This is a genomic window from Haliea alexandrii (assembly GCF_003719295.1).
Classification (GTDB): domain Bacteria; phylum Pseudomonadota; class Gammaproteobacteria; order Pseudomonadales; family Halieaceae; genus Haliea; species Haliea alexandrii.
In genome coordinates, this window is sequence record NZ_RFLW01000002.1 from 593082 (window position 1) to 611780 (window position 18699).

The 18699-nt window shown below is 61.4% G+C and carries 22 protein-coding genes; 7 read left to right on the top strand and 15 right to left on the bottom strand.

From position 1 onward, the window contains the following. Positions 1–33: 33 nt before the first annotated feature. The 3 genes from EGJ68_RS10935 to EGJ68_RS10945 form a co-directional block, all read right to left on the bottom strand. Positions 34–279, bottom strand: a complete 246-nt coding sequence (locus tag EGJ68_RS10935; RefSeq protein WP_123034565.1) for a hypothetical protein — start codon at positions 277–279, stop codon at positions 34–36. Between the two features lie 2 nt (positions 280–281). Next, entirely contained in the window at positions 282–731 is a 450-nt protein-coding gene (pilL2, locus tag EGJ68_RS10940; protein WP_123034566.1) for a PFGI-1 class ICE element type IV pilus protein PilL2, read from the bottom strand. 88 nt (positions 732–819) lie between these two features. Continuing rightward, the gene (locus EGJ68_RS10945; RefSeq protein WP_123034567.1) at positions 820–1683 is read right to left on the bottom strand and encodes a phage integrase N-terminal domain-containing protein; all 864 of its coding nucleotides are present in this window, start codon (positions 1681–1683) and stop codon (positions 820–822) included. Positions 1684–2561: 878 nt separating this feature from the next. On the opposite strand from EGJ68_RS10945, the gene EGJ68_RS10950 reads away from it, so the two are divergent. Both EGJ68_RS10950 and cueR read left to right on the top strand, forming a co-directional pair. Further along, the gene (locus EGJ68_RS10950) at positions 2562–5117 is read left to right on the top strand and encodes a heavy metal translocating P-type ATPase (protein ID WP_123034568.1); all 2556 of its coding nucleotides are present in this window, start codon (positions 2562–2564) and stop codon (positions 5115–5117) included. 41 nt (positions 5118–5158) lie between these two features. Further along, on the top strand, positions 5159–5662 hold the full coding sequence (gene cueR / locus EGJ68_RS10955) for a Cu(I)-responsive transcriptional regulator (RefSeq protein ID WP_123034569.1): 504 nt from the start codon (positions 5159–5161) through the stop codon (positions 5660–5662). 200 nt (positions 5663–5862) lie between these two features. Here cueR and EGJ68_RS10960 read toward each other — a convergent pair whose 3' ends face one another. From EGJ68_RS10960 to EGJ68_RS11010, 11 genes are all read right to left on the bottom strand, one after another. After that, positions 5863–6057: a carbon storage regulator gene (locus EGJ68_RS10960; protein WP_123034570.1), complete on the bottom strand. Its 195-nt coding sequence runs from the start codon at positions 6055–6057 to the stop codon at positions 5863–5865. 152 nt (positions 6058–6209) lie between these two features. After that, complete coding sequence (locus tag EGJ68_RS10965; protein ID WP_123034571.1) at positions 6210–6638, bottom strand: DUF6573 family protein; 429 nt, start codon at positions 6636–6638, stop codon at positions 6210–6212. 93 nt (positions 6639–6731) lie between these two features. Beyond that, on the bottom strand, positions 6732–7247 hold the full coding sequence (locus tag EGJ68_RS10970) for a JAB domain-containing protein (RefSeq protein WP_123034572.1): 516 nt from the start codon (positions 7245–7247) through the stop codon (positions 6732–6734). A 105-nt stretch (positions 7248–7352) separates the two neighbouring features. After that, positions 7353–7757, bottom strand: coding sequence for a DUF3577 domain-containing protein (locus EGJ68_RS10975; protein ID WP_123034573.1), 405 nt, complete (start codon positions 7755–7757; stop codon positions 7353–7355). Positions 7758–7958: 201 nt separating this feature from the next. After that, positions 7959–9110 carry a ParM/StbA family protein gene (parM, locus tag EGJ68_RS10980; protein ID WP_123034574.1) on the bottom strand — a complete coding sequence of 384 codons (1152 nt, stop codon included), beginning with the start codon at positions 9108–9110 and terminating at the stop codon, positions 7959–7961. Between the two features lie 9 nt (positions 9111–9119). After that, complete coding sequence (locus EGJ68_RS10985; RefSeq protein ID WP_123034575.1) at positions 9120–9464, bottom strand: hypothetical protein; 345 nt, start codon at positions 9462–9464, stop codon at positions 9120–9122. A gap of 9 nt (positions 9465–9473) precedes the next feature. Next, positions 9474–10316: a PFL_4669 family integrating conjugative element protein gene (locus EGJ68_RS10990; RefSeq protein ID WP_158283622.1), complete on the bottom strand. Its 843-nt coding sequence runs from the start codon at positions 10314–10316 to the stop codon at positions 9474–9476. Positions 10317–10470: 154 nt separating this feature from the next. Beyond that, positions 10471–11757 carry an STY4528 family pathogenicity island replication protein gene (locus EGJ68_RS10995; RefSeq protein ID WP_158283623.1) on the bottom strand — a complete coding sequence of 429 codons (1287 nt, stop codon included), beginning with the start codon at positions 11755–11757 and terminating at the stop codon, positions 10471–10473. Then, positions 11735–12319: a DUF2857 domain-containing protein gene (locus EGJ68_RS11000; RefSeq protein WP_123034578.1), complete on the bottom strand. Its 585-nt coding sequence runs from the start codon at positions 12317–12319 to the stop codon at positions 11735–11737. Before EGJ68_RS11000 ends, EGJ68_RS10995 begins: the two co-directional genes overlap by 23 nt. Further along, entirely contained in the window at positions 12306–13718 is a 1413-nt protein-coding gene (locus tag EGJ68_RS11005; RefSeq protein WP_158283624.1) for a ParB family protein, read from the bottom strand. Before EGJ68_RS11005 ends, EGJ68_RS11000 begins: the two co-directional genes overlap by 14 nt. 500 nt (positions 13719–14218) lie before the next feature. Further along, a complete protein-coding gene (locus tag EGJ68_RS11010; RefSeq protein ID WP_123034580.1) occupies positions 14219–14413 on the bottom strand; it encodes a helix-turn-helix transcriptional regulator in 195 nt (64 codons plus the stop codon). A gap of 201 nt (positions 14414–14614) precedes the next feature. Here EGJ68_RS11010 and merR point away from each other — a divergent pair, with 201 nt between their 5' ends. Next, positions 14615–15037 (top strand): Hg(II)-responsive transcriptional regulator, encoded by a 423-nt coding sequence (gene merR, locus EGJ68_RS11015; RefSeq protein ID WP_441316913.1) that lies wholly within the window; start codon positions 14615–14617, stop codon positions 15035–15037. Positions 15038–15145: 108 nt separating this feature from the next. On the opposite strand, the gene dmeF is transcribed toward merR, so the two are convergent. Next, positions 15146–16072, bottom strand: a complete 927-nt coding sequence (dmeF, locus tag EGJ68_RS11020; protein WP_123034582.1) for a CDF family Co(II)/Ni(II) efflux transporter DmeF — start codon at positions 16070–16072, stop codon at positions 15146–15148. 73 nt (positions 16073–16145) lie between these two features. Between dmeF and EGJ68_RS11025 the strand changes: the two genes are divergently transcribed. From EGJ68_RS11025 to EGJ68_RS11035, 4 genes are all read left to right on the top strand, one after another. After that, positions 16146–16421, top strand: a complete 276-nt coding sequence (locus EGJ68_RS11025; RefSeq protein WP_123034583.1) for a metal/formaldehyde-sensitive transcriptional repressor — start codon at positions 16146–16148, stop codon at positions 16419–16421. Positions 16422–16504: 83 nt separating this feature from the next. Then, complete coding sequence (locus tag EGJ68_RS11030; RefSeq protein WP_199228008.1) at positions 16505–16828, top strand: YkvA family protein; 324 nt, start codon at positions 16505–16507, stop codon at positions 16826–16828. Between the two features lie 138 nt (positions 16829–16966). Beyond that, a complete protein-coding gene (locus tag EGJ68_RS18135; protein ID WP_158283625.1) occupies positions 16967–17314 on the top strand; it encodes a hypothetical protein in 348 nt (115 codons plus the stop codon). Between the two features lie 99 nt (positions 17315–17413). Continuing rightward, positions 17414–18685 (top strand): TolC family protein, encoded by a 1272-nt coding sequence (locus tag EGJ68_RS11035; protein ID WP_199228009.1) that lies wholly within the window; start codon positions 17414–17416, stop codon positions 18683–18685. The last annotated feature ends 14 nt before the right edge of the window (positions 18686–18699 follow it).

Below are 18699 nucleotides of genomic sequence, written 5' to 3' on the forward strand. Positions count from 1 at the left end.
CCCAGCAGGAGCGCGGTCCCTGGCCACACGGGCCTACCGCGCATCGGTAGCGCCCTCCTCCCGTACCCTGTCGGCATCCGCCACGCGATCCAGCGTGCTCAGATCACGCCAGTGTGGTCCCGGGGTCGCGCATGGCGCGGAGGCCGTGAGTTCAGTTGCAGAGCCTTCAGTGATTGGCGCGTCCGATTGACGCCGCTCTGCCGCCGGGGCATCGGGGTCACCGTTCGTCCACGTCAGTCCAGCCATCAGCAACACCATCACCAGAAAGGCATCGACCATGGCTAGCGCACCTCCCTAAAAGCCGAGCAGCGCTCGAAGGCGACCAATCGGTGTACGGGATCCTCCAGCAGGTGCCAGGCGGGACCGGCGAGCGTCTGCAGTGCCAGCCGCAGGGGCACAGGACCCAGGGTGCGGTGGGCGTCGGGCAGGGGCAGCGGCATCAGGATCTCGCGGCTGGCATCACTTTCGGCTGAGACCGCGAGGCGATAGCCGGAGCTTTCCAGGGCAGCAGCCAGTGCATCGCCGACGGTCACCACCTCTAGCGGAAACAGTATCCGGTTGATGCCACCCAGAAGATCCTCTTGTGCGGTCGTCGGCGTCGCGGCCAGCACAGTGTAGCGATCAACCACCAGAGTCTGGGCGCTGGCGTGCGCACCGTGCAGCAGCAGGAGTGCGGCCAAGCCCGCCAGGACGGCGCGTGGTTGTTGTAGCAGGGGAGTGTTGAGAGACATGGTGGGTACCGGGTTGCTTGAGAATGATGCCGATGATCCCGGGCAAACCCGTCCTGCACTACCGGAAACCCGGTCGACCCCTGGCGCGCTAAGATAAGTAGACACTCAGAATCTGGACTCGCTCGTGCCCGAGTTCGCGGCTGATCTGCTGCCGCACCTGTTGGTCCCGCTGCCGCTCCGCCAGGGGCAGGGTCGCCACTGCAGGGCCGCCCGCAGCCGGCGCCAGGCGTCCGGTCAGGGTCGCGTAGCGTTCCTGGGCATAGGCATGGCGCAGGCCGTGCATCCGGGTCAGTCCCGCGTTCGCGGTATGGCGTTCATAGACCCTCAGCTGCCGGCGGTAATCGCGATCCAGCGGAATCAGGGATCCGCGTCCGGTCAGCTGGTGGGCGCGGGTAAGCAGTTCCCGTTGTGCGGGTGTCCTGACCGGAATCATCCGGGCCTTGCCGCCTTTGGTCCAGCTGGCCTTCAGCAGCAGATGATCGCCGCGATCGGCGTAGTGCGGCTGGAACTTGATGGCCTCTTCCCGACGCAGGCCGAAGGCGCGCTGCAGCTCGAGGCTCATGCGCACGTGCGTATCGCGCACCCGCTCCAATGCCTCACTTCCCAGCTGTTGGGCTTTTGACACACCAGTGACCAGCTGCCGATCTGGAATGCCGTAGTGTTCATTACTCTGGGCTATCACACTGGGCTTGTTTACTTTCTCGGCCCACCAGCGCAGCGCCGACATGCGGTTTTTTATGGTACCAATCGCCAGTCCGTCGGTCTGCCAGCGGGCAACCAGCGCCTCTACATGCTTCGGCTTCAGTGACTGCGCGCTCATCCTGCGGTACCCCAGCAGGTGCAGCTGGTCGGCGATCAGCGTCAGGGTTCGCTCCCGGTTGTGGCGGGTGGCGTAACCGCCATCGTGGTTACGCTGACAGAGCTGTTTGAGTTGGTAGTTCAGGTTTCTCATGGTGTTTACCTGTCTCGGTGAGTGTTTCTGATCAGGCGGGGGGACTAACCCACCGCATCCGGAAACCGGCAAGGATCACGGGACACCACTCCCTTACAACCTGAATGCGCCTGTAAACAGGCTACACAACCCATCTCCTGGGGGAGATCGCTGTCGTGTATACACACGTGGCCCCAGGGGGCCGACTGATAACGGGTGTGACATAAACACCTCCTTTGAGTTAAGCGACGATCTGTCGCGATGTGGATGAAAACGTTGCCCGGACACTTTGCAGGCAAGCCTGGAGAATGCCGGAAGCAACGAGGGGGTTTGATGCAAAGCACCGACCGGAGTCGATGGCGTGGAGAATGGACTGTCGACCCTGAGGTCGGTGCGCCGAGTGCAGTCCTGGACGCACGGGCCCGTTGTGACCGAACGGTCGAGGGCGGGCGCCCTCTTTGCCACTGATCCGCAGTGGCCACGGGTAATTCGGTCTACGCTGGGTATGTTAGGAACCCGTCACGCGCGCGTCCTGCCGAAAATCCGCCTCGCCGCAGCGTACTTTCGGGGCTCGGAGCCCTCGTCACTACCCCGCTGCGCTCTGTAGTGACGAGGGCGCACATCCACAGACGTCGATCAGTGCAACCCATGCATGCGCGCTGAACGCGACCGCGACAGAAGATTCACCCGGTTCATGAGATGGCTGGCGCCGGCTTTTAGCGTGCCACTGCGGCCCATAGGGCGGCTGGGAGAGCTACGCACACCCAGATTACGACCGGGACGGGGTCGACGGCCCGCCGAACCCGCACTTTGCGAAACAAGTCGCCGTCAGGCCTTGACCTTCCTATCGTTGGAAACTTTAGGATTGGCCATACCACAATCATTCAAGGGGTAGTTCAATGGCTTCCGTAGCCCACCAACAAGTCTCCAATTCATCCAGGTCCTCAGACAATCGTCTGGGCCTGCCGGTCGAAGGCATGACCTGTGCGTCGTGCGTGGGCCGTGTCGAGCGCGCGCTGAAAGCGGTTTCCGGTGTGCATACGGCCGTGGTCAATCTCGCCACCGAGCGCGCCGACATCACTTTTACCGGCTCTGCCGATCCGCAGGCGGCTGTACACGCCATCGAGAGCGCTGGCTACACCGTCCCAACCGAAATCACCGAGCTGGCGATTGAGGGCATGACCTGCGCGTCCTGCGTGGGCCGGGTCGAAAGAGCGCTCGGACAAATCCCGGGCGTACTCGAAGCCACTGTCAACCTGGCGACCGAGCGTGCGTGGGTGCGTCATCTTGCCGGTACCGTCTATGCGGCCGATCTTGAAGCGGCGGTTGAGCAGGCGGGTTACACGTCGCGCCGCCTGTCCGCCGAAACGGCGAATGTGGGCGATCAGGACGCCGAGCGTCGTGAGGCCGAGGCCCGGGAGCTGAGGCGCGCTTTGCGCATAGCCGCCGTCCTCACCTTGCCGGTCTTCGTCCTCGAGATGGGCTCGCACCTGATTCCCGCCATGCATCATTGGGTGATCGGAGTCCTTGGGCAGCAGACAAGCTGGTATGTGCAGTTCGCGCTCGCCACCCTGGTGCTATTCGGTCCGGGCCTACGTTTCTTTAGCAAGGGCGTACCTGCATTGCTGCGCGCCGCCCCCGACATGAACTCGCTGGTTGCGATCGGCACCGCAGCGGCTTACGGCTATTCAGTGGTCGCGACCTTCGCCCCCGGCGTGCTACCACCAGGCACCGCCAATGTCTACTTCGAGGCCGCTGTGGTCATCGTGACCTTGATCCTGCTCGGGCGCTCGCTGGAGGCGCGCGCCAAAGGAAGAACTTCGCAGGCGATCAAACGGCTCATCGGACTTCAGGCGAGGACAGCGCGCGTTCAGCGCAACGGCGAAACAGTCGAGATGGCGCTCGATGAGGTGACCACCGGTGACGTCGTGCTGGTTCGTCCGGGTGAGAAGATCCCGGTCGACGGCGAAGTTGTCGAAGGTGCCTCCTACGTAGACGAGAGCATGATCACCGGTGAGCCGGTGCCCGTGTCGAAGAATGTGGGCGCCGAAGTCGTCGGCGGCACAATTAACACGACGGGCGCTTTCAGTTTCCGCGTGACCGGGGTCGGCGCCGATACGGTGCTCGCCCAGATCATCCGCCTCGTCGAGCAAGCGCAGGGTTCCAAGCTGCCAATCCAGGCGCTGGTCGACAAGGTGACCATGTGGTTCGTCCCGGCGGTGATGGCAGCCGCGGCGCTGACCTTTCTGGTGTGGCTGGTCTTCGGGCCAGACCCGGCACTGACCTTCGCGCTCGTGAATGCGGTCGCGGTTCTTATCGTCGCCTGCCCCTGCGCCATGGGGCTGGCCACGCCGACCTCGATCATGGTCGGTACAGGGCGCGCAGCGGAGCTCGGCATTCTCTTCCGCAAGGGCGAAGCCCTGCAGGCACTGCGGGATGTGAGCGTCATCGCGCTCGACAAGACCGGCACGCTGACCAAAGGGCGTCCCGAGCTGACCGACTTGGTCCCCGCCGAGGGTTTCGAATACAACGAGGTGCTCGCTCTGGTCGCCGCGGTCGAGTCCCGCTCCGAGCACCCGATCGCCGAGGCGATCGTCGCCGCCGCCAAGCAGCTGGGGCTCACATTTGCACGCATCGAAGGCTTCGACGCCACACCGGGCCTCGGCGTGTCGGCCAGAGTCGCCGGTCGCGCCGTCGCCGTCGGCGCGGATCGGTTCCTGACGCAGCTAGGTCTCGATGTGGCAAGTTTCCTGCCCGACGCCCAGCGTCTGGGCGAGCAAGGCAAGAGTCCGCTCTACGCCGCGATCGACGGCCGTTTAGCGGCGGTGATCGCGGTCGCCGATCCGATCAAGGAGACGACGCCCGAGGCGATCAAGGCGTTGCACGCGCTGGGCCTCAAGGTCGCAATGATCACCGGCGACAACGCGGCCACGGCCGCGGCGATCGCCAGGCAGCTCGGCATCGATGAATTTGCAGCAGAGGTTTTGCCTGACGGCAAAGTCGAGGCGCTAAAGAAATTCCGGATCAATGGCGCACGTGTCGCTTTCGTGGGCGACGGTATCAACGACGCGCCGGCGCTCGCCTGGGCGGACGTTGGGATTGCCATCGGTACGGGAACTGATGTGGCGATCGAGACGGCCGATGTGGTGCTGATGTCGGACGACCTGCGTGGCGTGATGAATGCCATCGCGCTCAGTCAGGCAACGATTCGCAATATCAAGCAGAACTTGTTCTGGGCCTTCGCCTACAATGCTGTGCTGATTCCAATCGCAGCGGGCGCGCTCTACCCGGTGAATGGCACGCTGCTTTCGCCAATCTTCGCGGCGGCTGCGATGGCGCTCTCCAGTGTCTTCGTGCTCGGCAATGCGCTGCGGCTCAAGCGCTTCCAGGCACCAGGGTCGGTTGAAAGGCGCACCGGTGTGCCCTTTACGCCCATGGAAACGTCGACGGTGTAGACTGAGATCACGCGCTTTGTTATTCCCAGAAGGAGAGAACAATGAATATCGGTCAAGCGGCTAGGGCGTCCGGCGTTTCAGCGAAAATGATTCGTTACTACGAAAAGATTGGCTTGATCCCGAACGCAACCCGTTCAGGTGCCGGCTATCGCACCTACAATTCGTCGGACGTGCATAGCCTCTACTTTATCCGTAGCGCGCGCGACCTCGGCTTTTCTGTCGAGAAGATCATGAAACTTCTGGCCTTGTGGCGCGACCGTGACCGCGCGAGCGCCGACGTCAAGGATATGGCGCTCGCCCATGCCGCCGGTCTGAAGGCTAAGATTGCTGAACTGCAAGCCATGGTGCAAACACTAGAGTACTTGGCCAACCACTGTCACGGCAATGATCGCCCGGATTGCCCGATAATCGAAAATCTGGCTGAGCGAACCGCCGCAGTCGCAACAGAGCGTCGAGCAGGAGTGCAGAGCAAGGCGCCACTGTTTGGGACCGATACGCCGGCCTCGTCGCGAGATCGAGCCAGTACCGGCACTCGTAAGGCGTAGTGACCGTGAACATATCTACTCCGTCTTACCCAGACGAAGTCAGCGATTCTTGATAGTCGTCACCGCTCAGGTTCGCGTGAACACGAGTCCACAACTAGAGCAACCGTTCATTGTGAGGAAAAGATTCCGCCTCACACTGTGCGTGGGTCGCCCGGTCGTCACCTTTCGCATGCGCTGCATCAGCTGCGCTGTTGCTCCCGTCAGCGCTTGCGCATCTGTGGGTCCAGCAGCGTGGCGTCAGCCTGGCGCGACACGAGTTCAGATCTCAGGACGGCGATGGCTTCGGGGGCGGTAATGCCCAGTCGGACCTGTCGACCATGAATCGCAAGAACTTCAACGACGATGTCATCGCCGATGAGGAGGGTCTGGCCAATGGATCGGGTAAGTATCAGCATCTGCATTCCTCCATGAATGGCTGTCGGACGAGTATAAGTGCCGACCGCGGACATGGCTGTACCGGGGACACATTTGATGAATTGTTATTGCAGGGGAGAGGGTGCCGCTTTACCCAAGCGGCCAGGGAGATCGTTGCTGGAAGCAACGGTGATTAATCCTCATGCGGTTGCAGGATCGTGATGACCGGTTCGCCTTGATCACCAGGGCCCACGATCAGCTTCAGTGACACCTCGTCCGCGGTGGTGCTGACACCATCTCGTGGTACCCGGTAGAGACTGAAGGACAGCTGGTTGCCGCCGCGGGCGCTGCCGCGTATGGCCATGACGGCCATCACCAGCACATCCCAAAGCCGGCCGGTTGGATCCTGGCCGATCTGGCGCTGATTATCCGTCACCTGCCAGGCGACGCAGTCCTCCCAGACCGCACGGGTCAGGGCCACCGGCCACTGAAAACCGGCCTCACTGGCCAGCGAACCCGCATCTACGAGTACGCCCTCCTCCAACGCCTGGGCACGCGTATAGCGCACAATGACGGGACCAAAGATGTCGTTCAGGGACGACGGGGGTTGATTGTCTTGCATAGGTCCATTTCCTTTGTATTACAGAATGTCCGCAAGACAGACCTCCTTCCCTCCCGGGAAGCAGATCGCCTCCCGGGGGGTCGGTAGTGAGTGTTACAGCAGGCCAAGTTCCGCGAAGGACGTCGTGTCGCCGTGGGTGACCACGATATGGTCCAGCACCCGCACATCGATCAGTGCGAGTGCCGCCTGGAGACGTTCCGTAATCCGCCGATCCGCCTGACTGGGTTCGGCCACCCCGGAGGGGTGGTTGTGGTAGAAGACGGTCGCCGCCGCGTTGAGGGTCAGCGCCTGCTGCACCACAATGCGGGGATAGACCGCCGCGCCATCGATCGTGCCATGGAAGAGTTCCTTCACGGCGAGCACGCGGTGGGCGTTGTCCAGAAACACACAGCCGAAGGCTTCAGCTGTGAAACCCGCCAGCCGTAACCGAAGGTAGTCACGGGTCTGGCGGGGACTGTGTAATACCTCACCGGGCTGATGGCGCTCCTGCAGCACCGACAGGGCAAGGTCGACGAGTCGCTCCTGCTCGGTCACGGTGAGTTGCTTGATATCAAGGGCCAGAACCCGGTTGGCCGCGCGGCGAGACCGGGTGGGGGCTGTTGTTGTCATGGCTGACTCCTGCTTGAAAAAGAGGCAGAGATCAGCTCCGCGGGGAGCTGTATCCCCGCTGGATTGGAAGGTGGACCTGATCACGAGATCAGGTCCGGTAAGGCACTAGGAAGCGGCTTTTTGGGGTTTTAGGAAGGGCTGTCCGTCGACCTTGATCCAGTCGAACCGCAACAGCCGGGTTTTCAGGCGCACGCCGGGTTCTCCTGCGTGCTCACCCTGCTTGAAGATAAACGGTGCCGGTTTGAGGTCACTGAGCAGAAAACCTGCCAGTACCCGGGACCCGGCCTCCACCAGAAACTGCAGCTGGGGGACCAGGTTCTTGGCTTCCTCGCCCGCCACGATGCAGTCGAAATACGTGTGGCGGACCTTGTCGGCGGGGCCGTGCAGGGCGGTGAGCTCGACACTCCAGAAGGGCGATCCCTGTTCCGGTGTGACTTCACGCACCTTGTTGATATAACCCAGGCCGTTCAGATGAAGATCGAAATACTTCGTTTTGTTGTCTTGAGACATGACACATTCTCCGTTTGCGGGTGAACGCCGAAGAAAGCAGGAGCCCTGGCGGGATGCTTTCCCGACAGGGGGGTTACTCCAGTTGCCTGGAAGCGTGGATTGGCGGCGCTGCCGTGGTACCGGTTGCACAATCCGTCGGTACCTCTGGTACTGCCTGCCACTGAATCCGCAGTGGCCACGGGTAAAGCCGATCTGTTAGGGCTAGTTACGGCTGGCGGGTTCCTCGCAGACGTACTGCAGGTATTTCAGCATGCCGCGGGCATTGGCAAAGCCCGGGTGCTCGGCGATCCGCTGCTGCGGGAACCAGTCGGCCAGCTGCTCCGCGAGGGCGGCGCTGCCGCCGCCCACAAAGATCACCGTGTCCAGTTCCGCGCCCATGCCCAGCTGGCGTCGGGTCTCGGCATGGATCTGCACCACCAGCTCGTGCTGTGCCGCTTTGACCAACCCAGAGACATCGTGCGCCCTGCCGTGGAGGCGGACGCTGCCGAAAGACATCGCGGCGGCGAGGGTTTGCTCGCCCAAGGTTTCAAGCTCAAAACGTTTCTGAATTTCCCGCGCGACCTGCGCCTGAACATCCAACAATCCCCGAGTCAGCGAGCCGGACGAACGGTGCACGATGCCCTGGTTCTGCACCACCACGTAGTCGGTGGTGCGGCCGCCGATGTCCACTATCGCCATGGAGGCCTCCAGCAGGCGCGCGTCAAGCGCCACCCCGTCCGCGCGCTGCCGAATGACCTGGTCATACCAGGCCGCCAGCGCCTCGGGGATCACCTCGTGAAAGGCCACCGCCACCGGCAGGCGCTGGGTCGCATACAGACCACCAGTGGACACCGGCTGCACGGCAATTTTGAGGGAGTCGCATTTTAGACTGATCGCCTGTTCCCGCTTCTGGCCGTCCTTGAAATAGAAGGACGACACTGGAAGGCCGGAGACCACGTGCACCGAATGGCCGGCGAGCTTGGCCTCCTGGAAGGCGTGCTGGACGATGGCGCGGTGCAGTCCGGAAATCGGATAGCCGTCATAGCAGGTGGATTCGCCATCGATCTGGCCCACGGCATAGCGGGATCCCTCGGTGTCGTACTCAAAAATCTGCTGCTGGGCGGCGTCCATCCAGGTAATCCCCGCCTGACCGATGCGGCCCCGGGAGGGGATGGCGACTAGGCGGCCGTCGGCCAGCGCCAGTTTGGTGTAGGCATAGCCATCGTCCAGACCCAACTGAATCACGGCCCCGTTGTCGTCGTGGTTGACGGCGCTCACCTCCTCCAAGGACGCGCCGACGTCGGGCTCGGTCGCAGTCTGCGGGGCAGGCAGCGGGGGCAGCTCCCGGGCGTTTTCAAGCTGACTGTTCTGCATGATCCGTCCTCATCCAATCACTGTACGAAGACCCGCCAGGGGTTTGCCGCTCGGCGTACCGGCGGTGAGCGGGACGTGAATATCTTCCGCGGCAGCCCTCGGGGCCGCCGGGTCCGGGCGGGACACTGGCGCGATGTGCAGAGGCACTGAGACCCGTGCGGGCGCGGCGGCCATCGCCTGACGCAGTCCCAGACATTCGCTGCGAAATCCCTGCAGCAACACCTGCCGGAGCCATTCCTGGCGACGGGCCGCGGGATTGCGGCGCAGCGCGGTGATCAACAGCGCCTCCAGCGGAAGCCGGGTATCGAGCACCACCGTCAGCCGCACCTGTGGGCTGCGCGCGGGCCCGGCCACCGTCTGTGCTCACCGGGGACCACTTGCGGCCGCGGGTGCGACTGGCATCGACTCAGGGGGGGTACCTTCCAGCTGCTCCGCGGTGGTGGATTCAAGCTGATCTTCGGTATCCGTGAGACTGCGTGGTTCAGCATGCGCCAACGGCGATACCCGTGACCGCGCATGGCCTGCGCTACGTTCACCGCTCAGGATGTCCAGCGGGAGCTCACCGAGGTGCGCTCGGGCCTGCTGGGCCCGCTGGGTGTTGTGCTGGACATCGGCACGGTTGATGGCAAAGACGCGAAAGCCCTGGGGCAGGCTGAACACACCCCGCAGGCGGTGTGCACCCAGCGCAATCCGATCACCCATCTGACCGGAGGGGCAGGCCCCCACATGCTTGAGGGTCAGGCACTGGCAGACCAGGGCATCGTACTCCCCCAACAGCTGCGCGGCACGGTAGGCGTGGGGCGTGGCAAACTGCAGCATCAGGGTCTGGGGGCGGCGTGAGTGTGAAATTCCGACGCGGAACCTGAAATTGTCAAGCGCCACGCCGTTCACCTGGACCCGCTGGGTGGCGAGGAAGGCCTGAGCGGCAGCAATCGCCTCCTCCACCCGGACCAACCACCAGTCGGCGTAAGGATCATCGTCCGCGGCGGCCTGCCAGAGAGTGTTCATCTGCGAAGCAAATCCCAGCAGGCCGGTGATCGCGGGCTTGTTGCCTTTGCGTACCCGCCCCCGTATCAGGCGCTGGGCCTGGTCGGTGTGGATTTCAAGCCAAGCCTCGCCGGTCAGGCGCCCTACCCGCCCTTGGCTGGCTGTGGGTGTAGCGGCTGTCGAGGATTCGTTGAGCGCATTGCGTGGTTGGGCTGTCACGGCGGCTGACCTCTTTCGGATCGCGTTCACTGGCGGCTATGAACGCATCGAGGGCACTGTCGCAACAACAATAAACCCCGTCAGCGTCCGACGGGGTTAGTGGTTACAGTGTAACCACTTTACTGCGGTCAAGTTTTCGTGAATCCAGTGGGAGTTAGCGCCGTGGACCCCGACCGAGGGTCTGCTGGATCAGGGCCAGCTGTTCGGCGGCGGTTTGGCGCAGGGCATCCCGTTCGGCCTCGGTACGTGGCACTGAAGATGGCTCGGTGGGTAGGAGGGTGTCAGCGTTTCTGCGGTTGCGCGCGTCGGCGACTTTCAGGCCCAGATTGGGCACGAAGGTCCCGGCTCGGGCGGCGCGGCACAGCGCATAGAAAAATCGGAGCTCATCGTAGAGCGGCTTTGCGCCCTGGGTTTCAGCCTGCACCCGGCCCGCAAGCTCATCCAGCAGGGGCTGGTGCAGCTCAACTGGGATCGGGGTCAGGTACTGCAGCGCCAGTGTGCGCTGGTTGTCCGTCAGGCGCCGCGGAAAAATCAGTGCATCCCGCGTTGGGGTCTCCGGCAACGGCGATGTGCGCGGTGCAAAATTTTGGGCGGACTTTTTGGTGGTTGTCGTAGTAGTTGTTGTTGTATTACTACTACAACTACTACCACCTACAACCGTCCCTGAATCAACCGCCTTCGAATTTTGGTGCTGGTTAATGGCACGGGTTGCATCGGGTTGCGACAGGCGGTCATCCTGCGCATCCAGCAATCCCGCGGTGAGGTCCGCCAGGGAGCGCGGTTTGCCGTGCGCCGGTCCAGCACTGTCCGCGGAGCCCATAGCCTCTCGCACCCGCTGTTCGATATACGGTAACGGCGCCAGGGGGTCCTCACCCTGCTCCACCGCACCCGCCAGAGTGGCCAAGACTGCCGTGGCCACCCGTCGCACCCGGGCGTGGCTGTGGCGCTCGCACTGGTGCACGAAGGCCATATACCCCTCGTCTAAGTACAGTGCATCGGCGAGGGGCAGCGGGTTGTCGTGCAGAGCATAGACGTTACCCTGAAACTGCCCCGTACTGGCACGTACCCGGGCGCACAGGGACAGCCAGCGGGTCAGCCGCAGGATGGCAATGGCCCGGGCGATGGTGGAGGTTGAAGCGATATTGGCGAGTTCGGCAATCACCTCATAGCGGGGGAACGCCGCCCGGCCGCCGGTCTCGTGGGCCTGCAGCATGATGACCATCCACACGACTTTATCCACCGGCTCCAGTACCGGGTCGCAGACGACCGCGGTGGGATACGCCTGGTGCCAGTGCCCCAGAAACAGCAGGTTATCCTGCCCCGAGTTCTGGGTGCGGCTGGTGGCGGCCTGGATGAGGCGATCCAGGGCATAGGTCTCCGGCTGGGGTTCACGCTCGATGCCGGACATGGAGGTCGCCTCAATGGTCGTCGGCAGACTCACCCTCGGGATTGCCGTAGGCGGTCCAGCGCTGGGTCAGACACCAGATGGTGCGCAGCTCAAGCCCGGTGGCGTCCTTCAGGGCCAGATAGTCCTCCGCGGTCAATGAGACTTCGCCGTCGTCACCCGCCCGAGCCTGCCAGGCCAGCCACAGGGTATGGGCGGGTTCCTCGTCGGGCTCACTGGGGCGGCCCACCGCGGCGGTAAATCCCAGCAGACGACGCCAGCGCGCGTACTCCTTGGACCCCAGTCCGAACAGGGCGCGCATCATCTCCTGAGGGGCATCGGCCTGCATCAGGGTGAGTTGCAGATGATCAGACTCACGTTGCTGGCGCAGACGCGCCACCAGGTGCCAGAACACCTCCCGGTCGAGCTGGACCTGCAGGCAGTGCCCCCGAAAGGTCCCGGTCCGGCAGAGATCGGTAATGTTGAGCTGCTGGAGAGCGTCGACCTCTTTGGGACCGAACTGCATGGCCCGCAATGCGAGCTGATCGCCTTCGTCGAGGCAGCGGACCGCGTAAAGGAGTACCGCGGTGGTTAAGTCAGACTCCTTACTGGTTGGCATCGCTCCCCTCCCCGGGTAACCACAGATCAAGACCCATGCGATTCGCAGCCTCGTGGATCGCACGGTAGGTTGTCATCAGCGCCAGCAGATCGCGCCAGTCCGTATCGGAGAGCGACCGCCACAGCTGACAGCCCCAGTGTCCGGGATCCGGTGTCCAGACATGCGGGTAGAGCAGGCCAGGATCCCGGAGCGATAGCGCCGTGTGCAGCACCGAATCACTCACCAGATGGGGAAGGACCTGGTTCACCGGTGCCGTCGTCAGCTCCGCGCAGGCCGCCAGCTGCCACCACAGGCAGGCCACCTCGCCAAACAGGGCCGGATCCAGCGTGTCGCGCAGCTCCGGGGGCGGCACATCGGTCAACATGAAGCCGAGACCCTGATCCGGCAGCGGAACCACCAGGACGGCGAGTCCGTAGTGCTCTGCCAGACTGGCGGCCAGTGTGTAGGCAGTGAACCGCAGGGAGGCCAGTGGATCCTCGGGCAAAGAGACCGTTCCGCTGACCGGCGCCGCGGCCTTGGGGGGTATATCCACCCTCCTCTCCGACTGCGTCGAGTTCGATGGTTCCCTAACACCAACCGGCTCCACAGCCTCTGGTTCGGGCGCAGTCGGCAGAGGCTCCAGCACGACTTCGGTATAGCCGGAGCCACTGAGCAGTGCATCCAGCTGGAGACGTACGCTATGGAGACTGGTATCCGTTGCTTCCCCCACCTCGTTCTCGAGGGCGGTCCTCAGCAGCTCCAGGTTCCAGTCGGACGAATCGTAGCGCTGACAGAGCGCGGCGAAGATTTCCGCGCACTCGGACTCCGGACCGAGCGCATGACGGTACCAGAGCTCGAGAAAAGCGTTTTCCAGCGCCTGTAGCTTTTCCACCTGGGGGCGACCCAGGCCGGCATTCAGGGCCTCCGGGATCAGCGGCAACAGGCGCTCCACCGCATAGACCATCTTGGAAATCACAGTGTGGTTAATTCCAAGGCCCCGCTGGGTCATGATCTTGGCAAGCCCCCGCAGCGTGAGCGTGCGGTGGGGTGATTCAGACTCGAGTATGGCCTTGAGATCCATCACCGCCAGCGCCTTGTCAATGAAGATCAGGCTCCCCCGAAGCTCGTTCTCCCTGAGGTGCGCGAGCAGGACTTGGGATTCCTCCGTCCAGGGCCTATAGACGCAGTTAACGGTGCCAAACCGCTCATCCCGGGTTTCCTGGTAGAGTTCCTGCAGGATTTTGAGACGCGTGTTGCCACCCACAAGCGGTACATAGTGGCGTTCACCAGGGCGCTGAGTGACCACCAGGGGCTGGTCGAGACCCTGCGCGCGGATGGATGACTTGATGCGCTGGTATTCTGCGTTGAACCCATGCCGGGGGTTATGTTCATACGGCTGTAGGTCAGAGAGCGGCATCATCAGAGCGCCTGAGGCTGCTTGCTGGTCGGCCGGTAAAACCGGCTGCCGATTCACGCTCCTACCCTCGCTGTAAGAATCACCAGCGGACCGGGGTACTTCCGACATGGGTGTCCGCGATAGCGATCAGGTCGCAAGGAACCTGATCGGGGAGCCCAGCGCGGCTTGGGGCGGGATGTGACAAGCTGGGGCGAACCCCCGGGAGACGCGCGGTCGTTTATGACATGCAGAAGCCGGAACGGAGAGATCATGGAGAAAATCCTTTTCCTCGCAACTCTCTAAACGTAGCACCGATAGAAAAACTTGCGTTCATCATTTGTGTCCAAATTGGTCCGATCACACCCAACTACCGCAGAGCGATACCCGGTGCCCTAAGGCGGGGGAGATTCCTTGACCGATTAGGCGGCCATGATTACGGGTAGGATGTGGATTCGGTGCTGCGCAAAATAGTCGCGTCATTGAAATGAGCACCTCAAGCCCGCGCTTATCAAGTCCAGGTCCAGCTAACGTCTACGGCCCCGTGTATTTCGTGTCTCCTCCCACGCTTCAATCTCCGTGAGACGCCAGCGTGTGCAGCCCACCGAGAGCTTGATGGGCTTGGGAAAGGCAGCAGAGTGCGTCCAGCGCCAGACCGTGGCGCGGCTAACCTGAAATCGTTGCGCGATGGCGGTATCCGACAAGTAAACTGAACTGTGCATGGCATCTCATCCTTGAACGATTCGAAACAGAGTGAGTGATTCTGCACAGTACAGACCCAAACCCAACGAGAAAGTCCGCGCTGGCTTGGCCGGCTTTCAGCCGCTATGTAAAATTCCGCCAGGTTACCGATGGTGACGACCCGGCCAAGCATAAGGCTACATTCAGATACAGACCCGTCATTGGGAACGGAGTCAAGCATTGTGTCCGGCTCCAAATCCATGACCATCGGTAGTCTAGGCAAGGCGGCAGAGATAAACCTTGAAACTATTCGCTACTACCAGCGGCTGGGGCTGATGACAGAGCCTGATAAGCCCTTAGGCGGGATTCGCCGCTACGACGAGGACGCGTTGGCACGACTTCGATTCATCCGCAGGGCACGATGGCTGGGATTCAGCCTGGAGGAGATCGGAGAACTGCTGAAACTCGAAGACGGCACCCATTGCGACGAGGCCAAAGCACTGGCCGAGCGCAAGCTGTGCAACGTGCGAGGCAAGATCCACAGTCTTCAGCGAATTGAAGGCGTGCTCGACCGACTCGTCGAGGAGTGCTGTACGCAGAAAGATAATGTCACCTGCCCGCTGATCGCTTCCCTCCACCAGGGGTTTGAGGCAGTTACTCCATGATGGCAACAGCAGATCCGCATCACGAAAAGGCCCATGCATGCTTATCTACTTACGATGCAATCATCGAAGATTTGGCGGGGCATCAAAGATCAGGATGATTCCGGCGGGCTACCCTCTGACTCGATTCAGCTCCACGGTCACATGAGCAAGCTCTTTGTGTACGCCTAAATACCGTTTGATATCGTCAGGCGCCACGGCTTCATCCACCACGAGCGACAAGATGCACGCGTAGCTTCCCTTCCCTACTCGCCAGACATGCAAATCCGATACTGCCGCCTCTACCGGCTCCGACTTGATGGCATCGTGTATCTCCGCCACCACAGGCGCATCCATTTCTGCGTCCAGAAGCACGCGACCGGTATCCCGCAAAAGCCCGTAGGCCCAGGCGGAAACCAGGCCTGCACCCACAATACCCATTACCGGGTCCAGCCAACTGGCCCCCCACCACTTGCCCCCAAACAAGGCGACAATGGCCAATAGCGAGGTTGCCGCATCGGTCATGACATGCAGATAGGCAGAACGCAGGTTGAGGTCATGATGATGGTTATCGTGACTATCCGTGCCATGATGATGAGCATGTCCATCTTTCAATAACCAGGCACAGGCCAGATTCACTAACAAACCTAGTATGGCAATAATGATCGCCTGGTCATAGTGAATGGGGCTCGGTGTTAACAAGCGTTCAACAGACTGGAACAACATCAACCCGGCGACCCCGACCAGCATTATCGCACTGGTATAGCCGCCCAGGATTTCAATTTTCCAGGTGCCGAAGGCGAAGCGTTTGCTATGGGCCAAACGCCGTGCTGCGCGGTAAGCCAGGACCGACAAACCCAACGCCATGACATGGGAACTCATGTGCCAACCATCGGCCAATAGCGCCATGGAGTTGTAAATCCATCCCCCGGCGATTTCCACCACCATGGCAATTGCAGTGAGCCAAACGGCCCACCGGGTGTTTCGTTCCGCTAACGGATTGCCGTTATCAAAAATATGGGAGTGTTGCCAAGGAATGGTGTTGTCGAATTTTTCCACCGGACTGGCACCTTAGTGCATCGCGGTATATACTATACCCCAGTATATATTCAAACACTAGAGGGCAGTGCTTGTGGCACACACCAACAGGGATCAAAAAAAGCTCTTAACCCGGGTTCGACGCATTAAGGGGCAGGCAGAAGCCATTGAAAAAGCCCTGAATCAGGGCAAGGATTGCACAGCCATACTGCAACAGATAGCGGCCATACGCGGTGCTATCAATGGCCTGATGTCCGAGGTGCTCGAAGGTCATCTGCGTGAACATCTAGGCGCCGAAAACATTTCTCAGACACAGCGTCAGCAGGAACTCGATGATGTCATCGGCATACTGCGATCGTATTTAAAATAAGTCATTCAACGATTAATTCCGAAATACCGGTGAAGACATTGCGAACGCACCTGAAATGATGGGCCAGACTTATCAGGCAGGACATGTATACGGTGTGGCTGGTTGCGCGGGACTCTCGCACACCTCTGCACACCAAAATACTGGCCTTCGTCGTCGGTGCCTATGCTTTTTCCCTTATCGACCTCATTCCAGACTTCATCCCGGTCATTGGTTACCTGGATGACTTATTGATCGTTCCGGTGGGCATCTGGCTGGTAGTAAAAATGACACCGAAGATTGTTATTCAGGACAGTCGTGAACGCGCTAAACTTCACCACCCAACGCCGATCAGCCGGGTCGCGGCAGGCGTCATTATCGGTCTGTGGCTATCCGCTATAGCGGTATCAATCTATCTATGGGGATATTGATGACGCAATTTAATTATCGCCTCCACTTGATTTGCTCAGGCCACCCCACGACGGACTCACCTAACGCCATGGGAGTCCAGTCCTTTCTATGCGGTTGCCTTTCTGCTAGGCTCTTGCTCACATTATTGGACCGCCTGCATGATTAAACGCTGTTTCATAGTCGCAATGACGCTGTTGATTGCTTTGCAGTCGATGGCATCTATTGCCTATGAGGCACAGCCGCACAACCCTGCAATCCCACATCATGATGAGCATTCACACGAATCAGCGGATTTTTTCAGCGAAAATCAGGCAACCAAGTCGTCTCCCGACAGCCCCAATCATTCAGCGGACCATTGCCATCACAGCCATAGCTGCTTCCACATGGTGTTGCTGGGAACCCTCACCAACACTTCCGGCTTGACTGCGGGAATAGTACTGTCCGACTACCAAGTCAACTTCACCACCGGGGTTCAATCCTCCCTTTTCCGCCCTCCTATCGTCTGATCCTGCGAATACCTTCCCCACCCGGGGAACTGTCATCTAGACTTTCGTAGGAGCAGTCTTATGCTTTTCAGAATGCCCGTAAAAAACGGGCGGCGCGCAATGCCGTGCCACTTTATTGTCCATGCTTTTTGCCTCTTAGCGCTGGCATTCGGTTCTGCCCTGGCCCATGCCGGTGACAAACCGCTCACTCTGTCCGAGGCCCTCTCGCGGGCCATGGCGGCAAACCCCGGCCTCCAGGTCTTCGATTTTCGCCTTCAGGGCCTTGAGGGTCGCCGCGTTACGGCAGATCAAAATCCTGCCCTGGAGGCCGGCCTGGAAGTGGAAAACTTCCTCGGCAGCGACAATCTGGAAGGGGTCGACGGGGCGGAGTACACCCTGTCCTTGTCATCGGCTCTCGAACTTGGCGGCAAGCGTCAGGCCCGCGTGAGCGTGGTTAACTCACGATACGGGCGGGTCGAGGTCGAGCGCCGGGCCGAGACCCTGAATCTCTTGGGACAGGCGACCCAGCGTTTTGTCGCCACCCTGGCCCTGCAGGAAAAACTCCAACTAGCCGCTGAAGCCGTGGCGCTGGCCGAGGCCACCCACGAGATCGTCACCCGACGTGCCGACCGCGGCGCAGCGCCGCAGGCCGAAGTCCTGCGCGCCAGGGCCGCGCTCACCCAGAGTCGTATTGAGCAGGCCCGTCGGCAAACCGAATTCGCGAGCCGGAAAATGGCTTTGGCTTCCCTGTGGGGCGATACCAGCCCGGACTTCCAAATGCTGGAAGGCGATCTGTTCCAGTTCGGTTCCTCCGACAACTTCGATGCCCTGTACCAGCGGGTCAGCGCAAGCCCGGCCATTCAAATCTACGCGAGCGAACAGCGTATGCGTGAAGCGGAGATTCAGCTGGCGCGCAGCCAGTCCGAGAGCGACATCCGTTGGCAGGTCGGCATCCGGCGCTTCGAAGAGACGGATGATACGGCCTTGACCGCTGGGCTTTCGGTACCGCTCTTTTCCGGACGGCGCAATCGGGGCGAGGTGCAGGCCGCCCTGGCGGCGCGGGATGAGGTCCGATTCCGCCGGGAGGATACCCTGCTGCGCCTCCATTCGCGCCTCTTCGATGCCTACCATTTGCGACAACAAAGTATTGAGGCTGTTGAGCAGATTCGCAGCCAAATGCTTCCCGACCTGACCGATGCACTCACTCAGACCCGCCAAGCCTATGAAAACGGCCGCTACAGCTATGTGGAGTGGACCGCCGCACAGCGTGAGCTGCTCTCAGCACGGGAGGTACTGGTCGACGCCGCGACCACGGCGCTACTCAACCAGGCGTTGATCGAACAACTTACGGCGCAGCCACTCGCGACTACTCCGAGCGCCCCGGCGCGCTAACCCACGAATTCAGG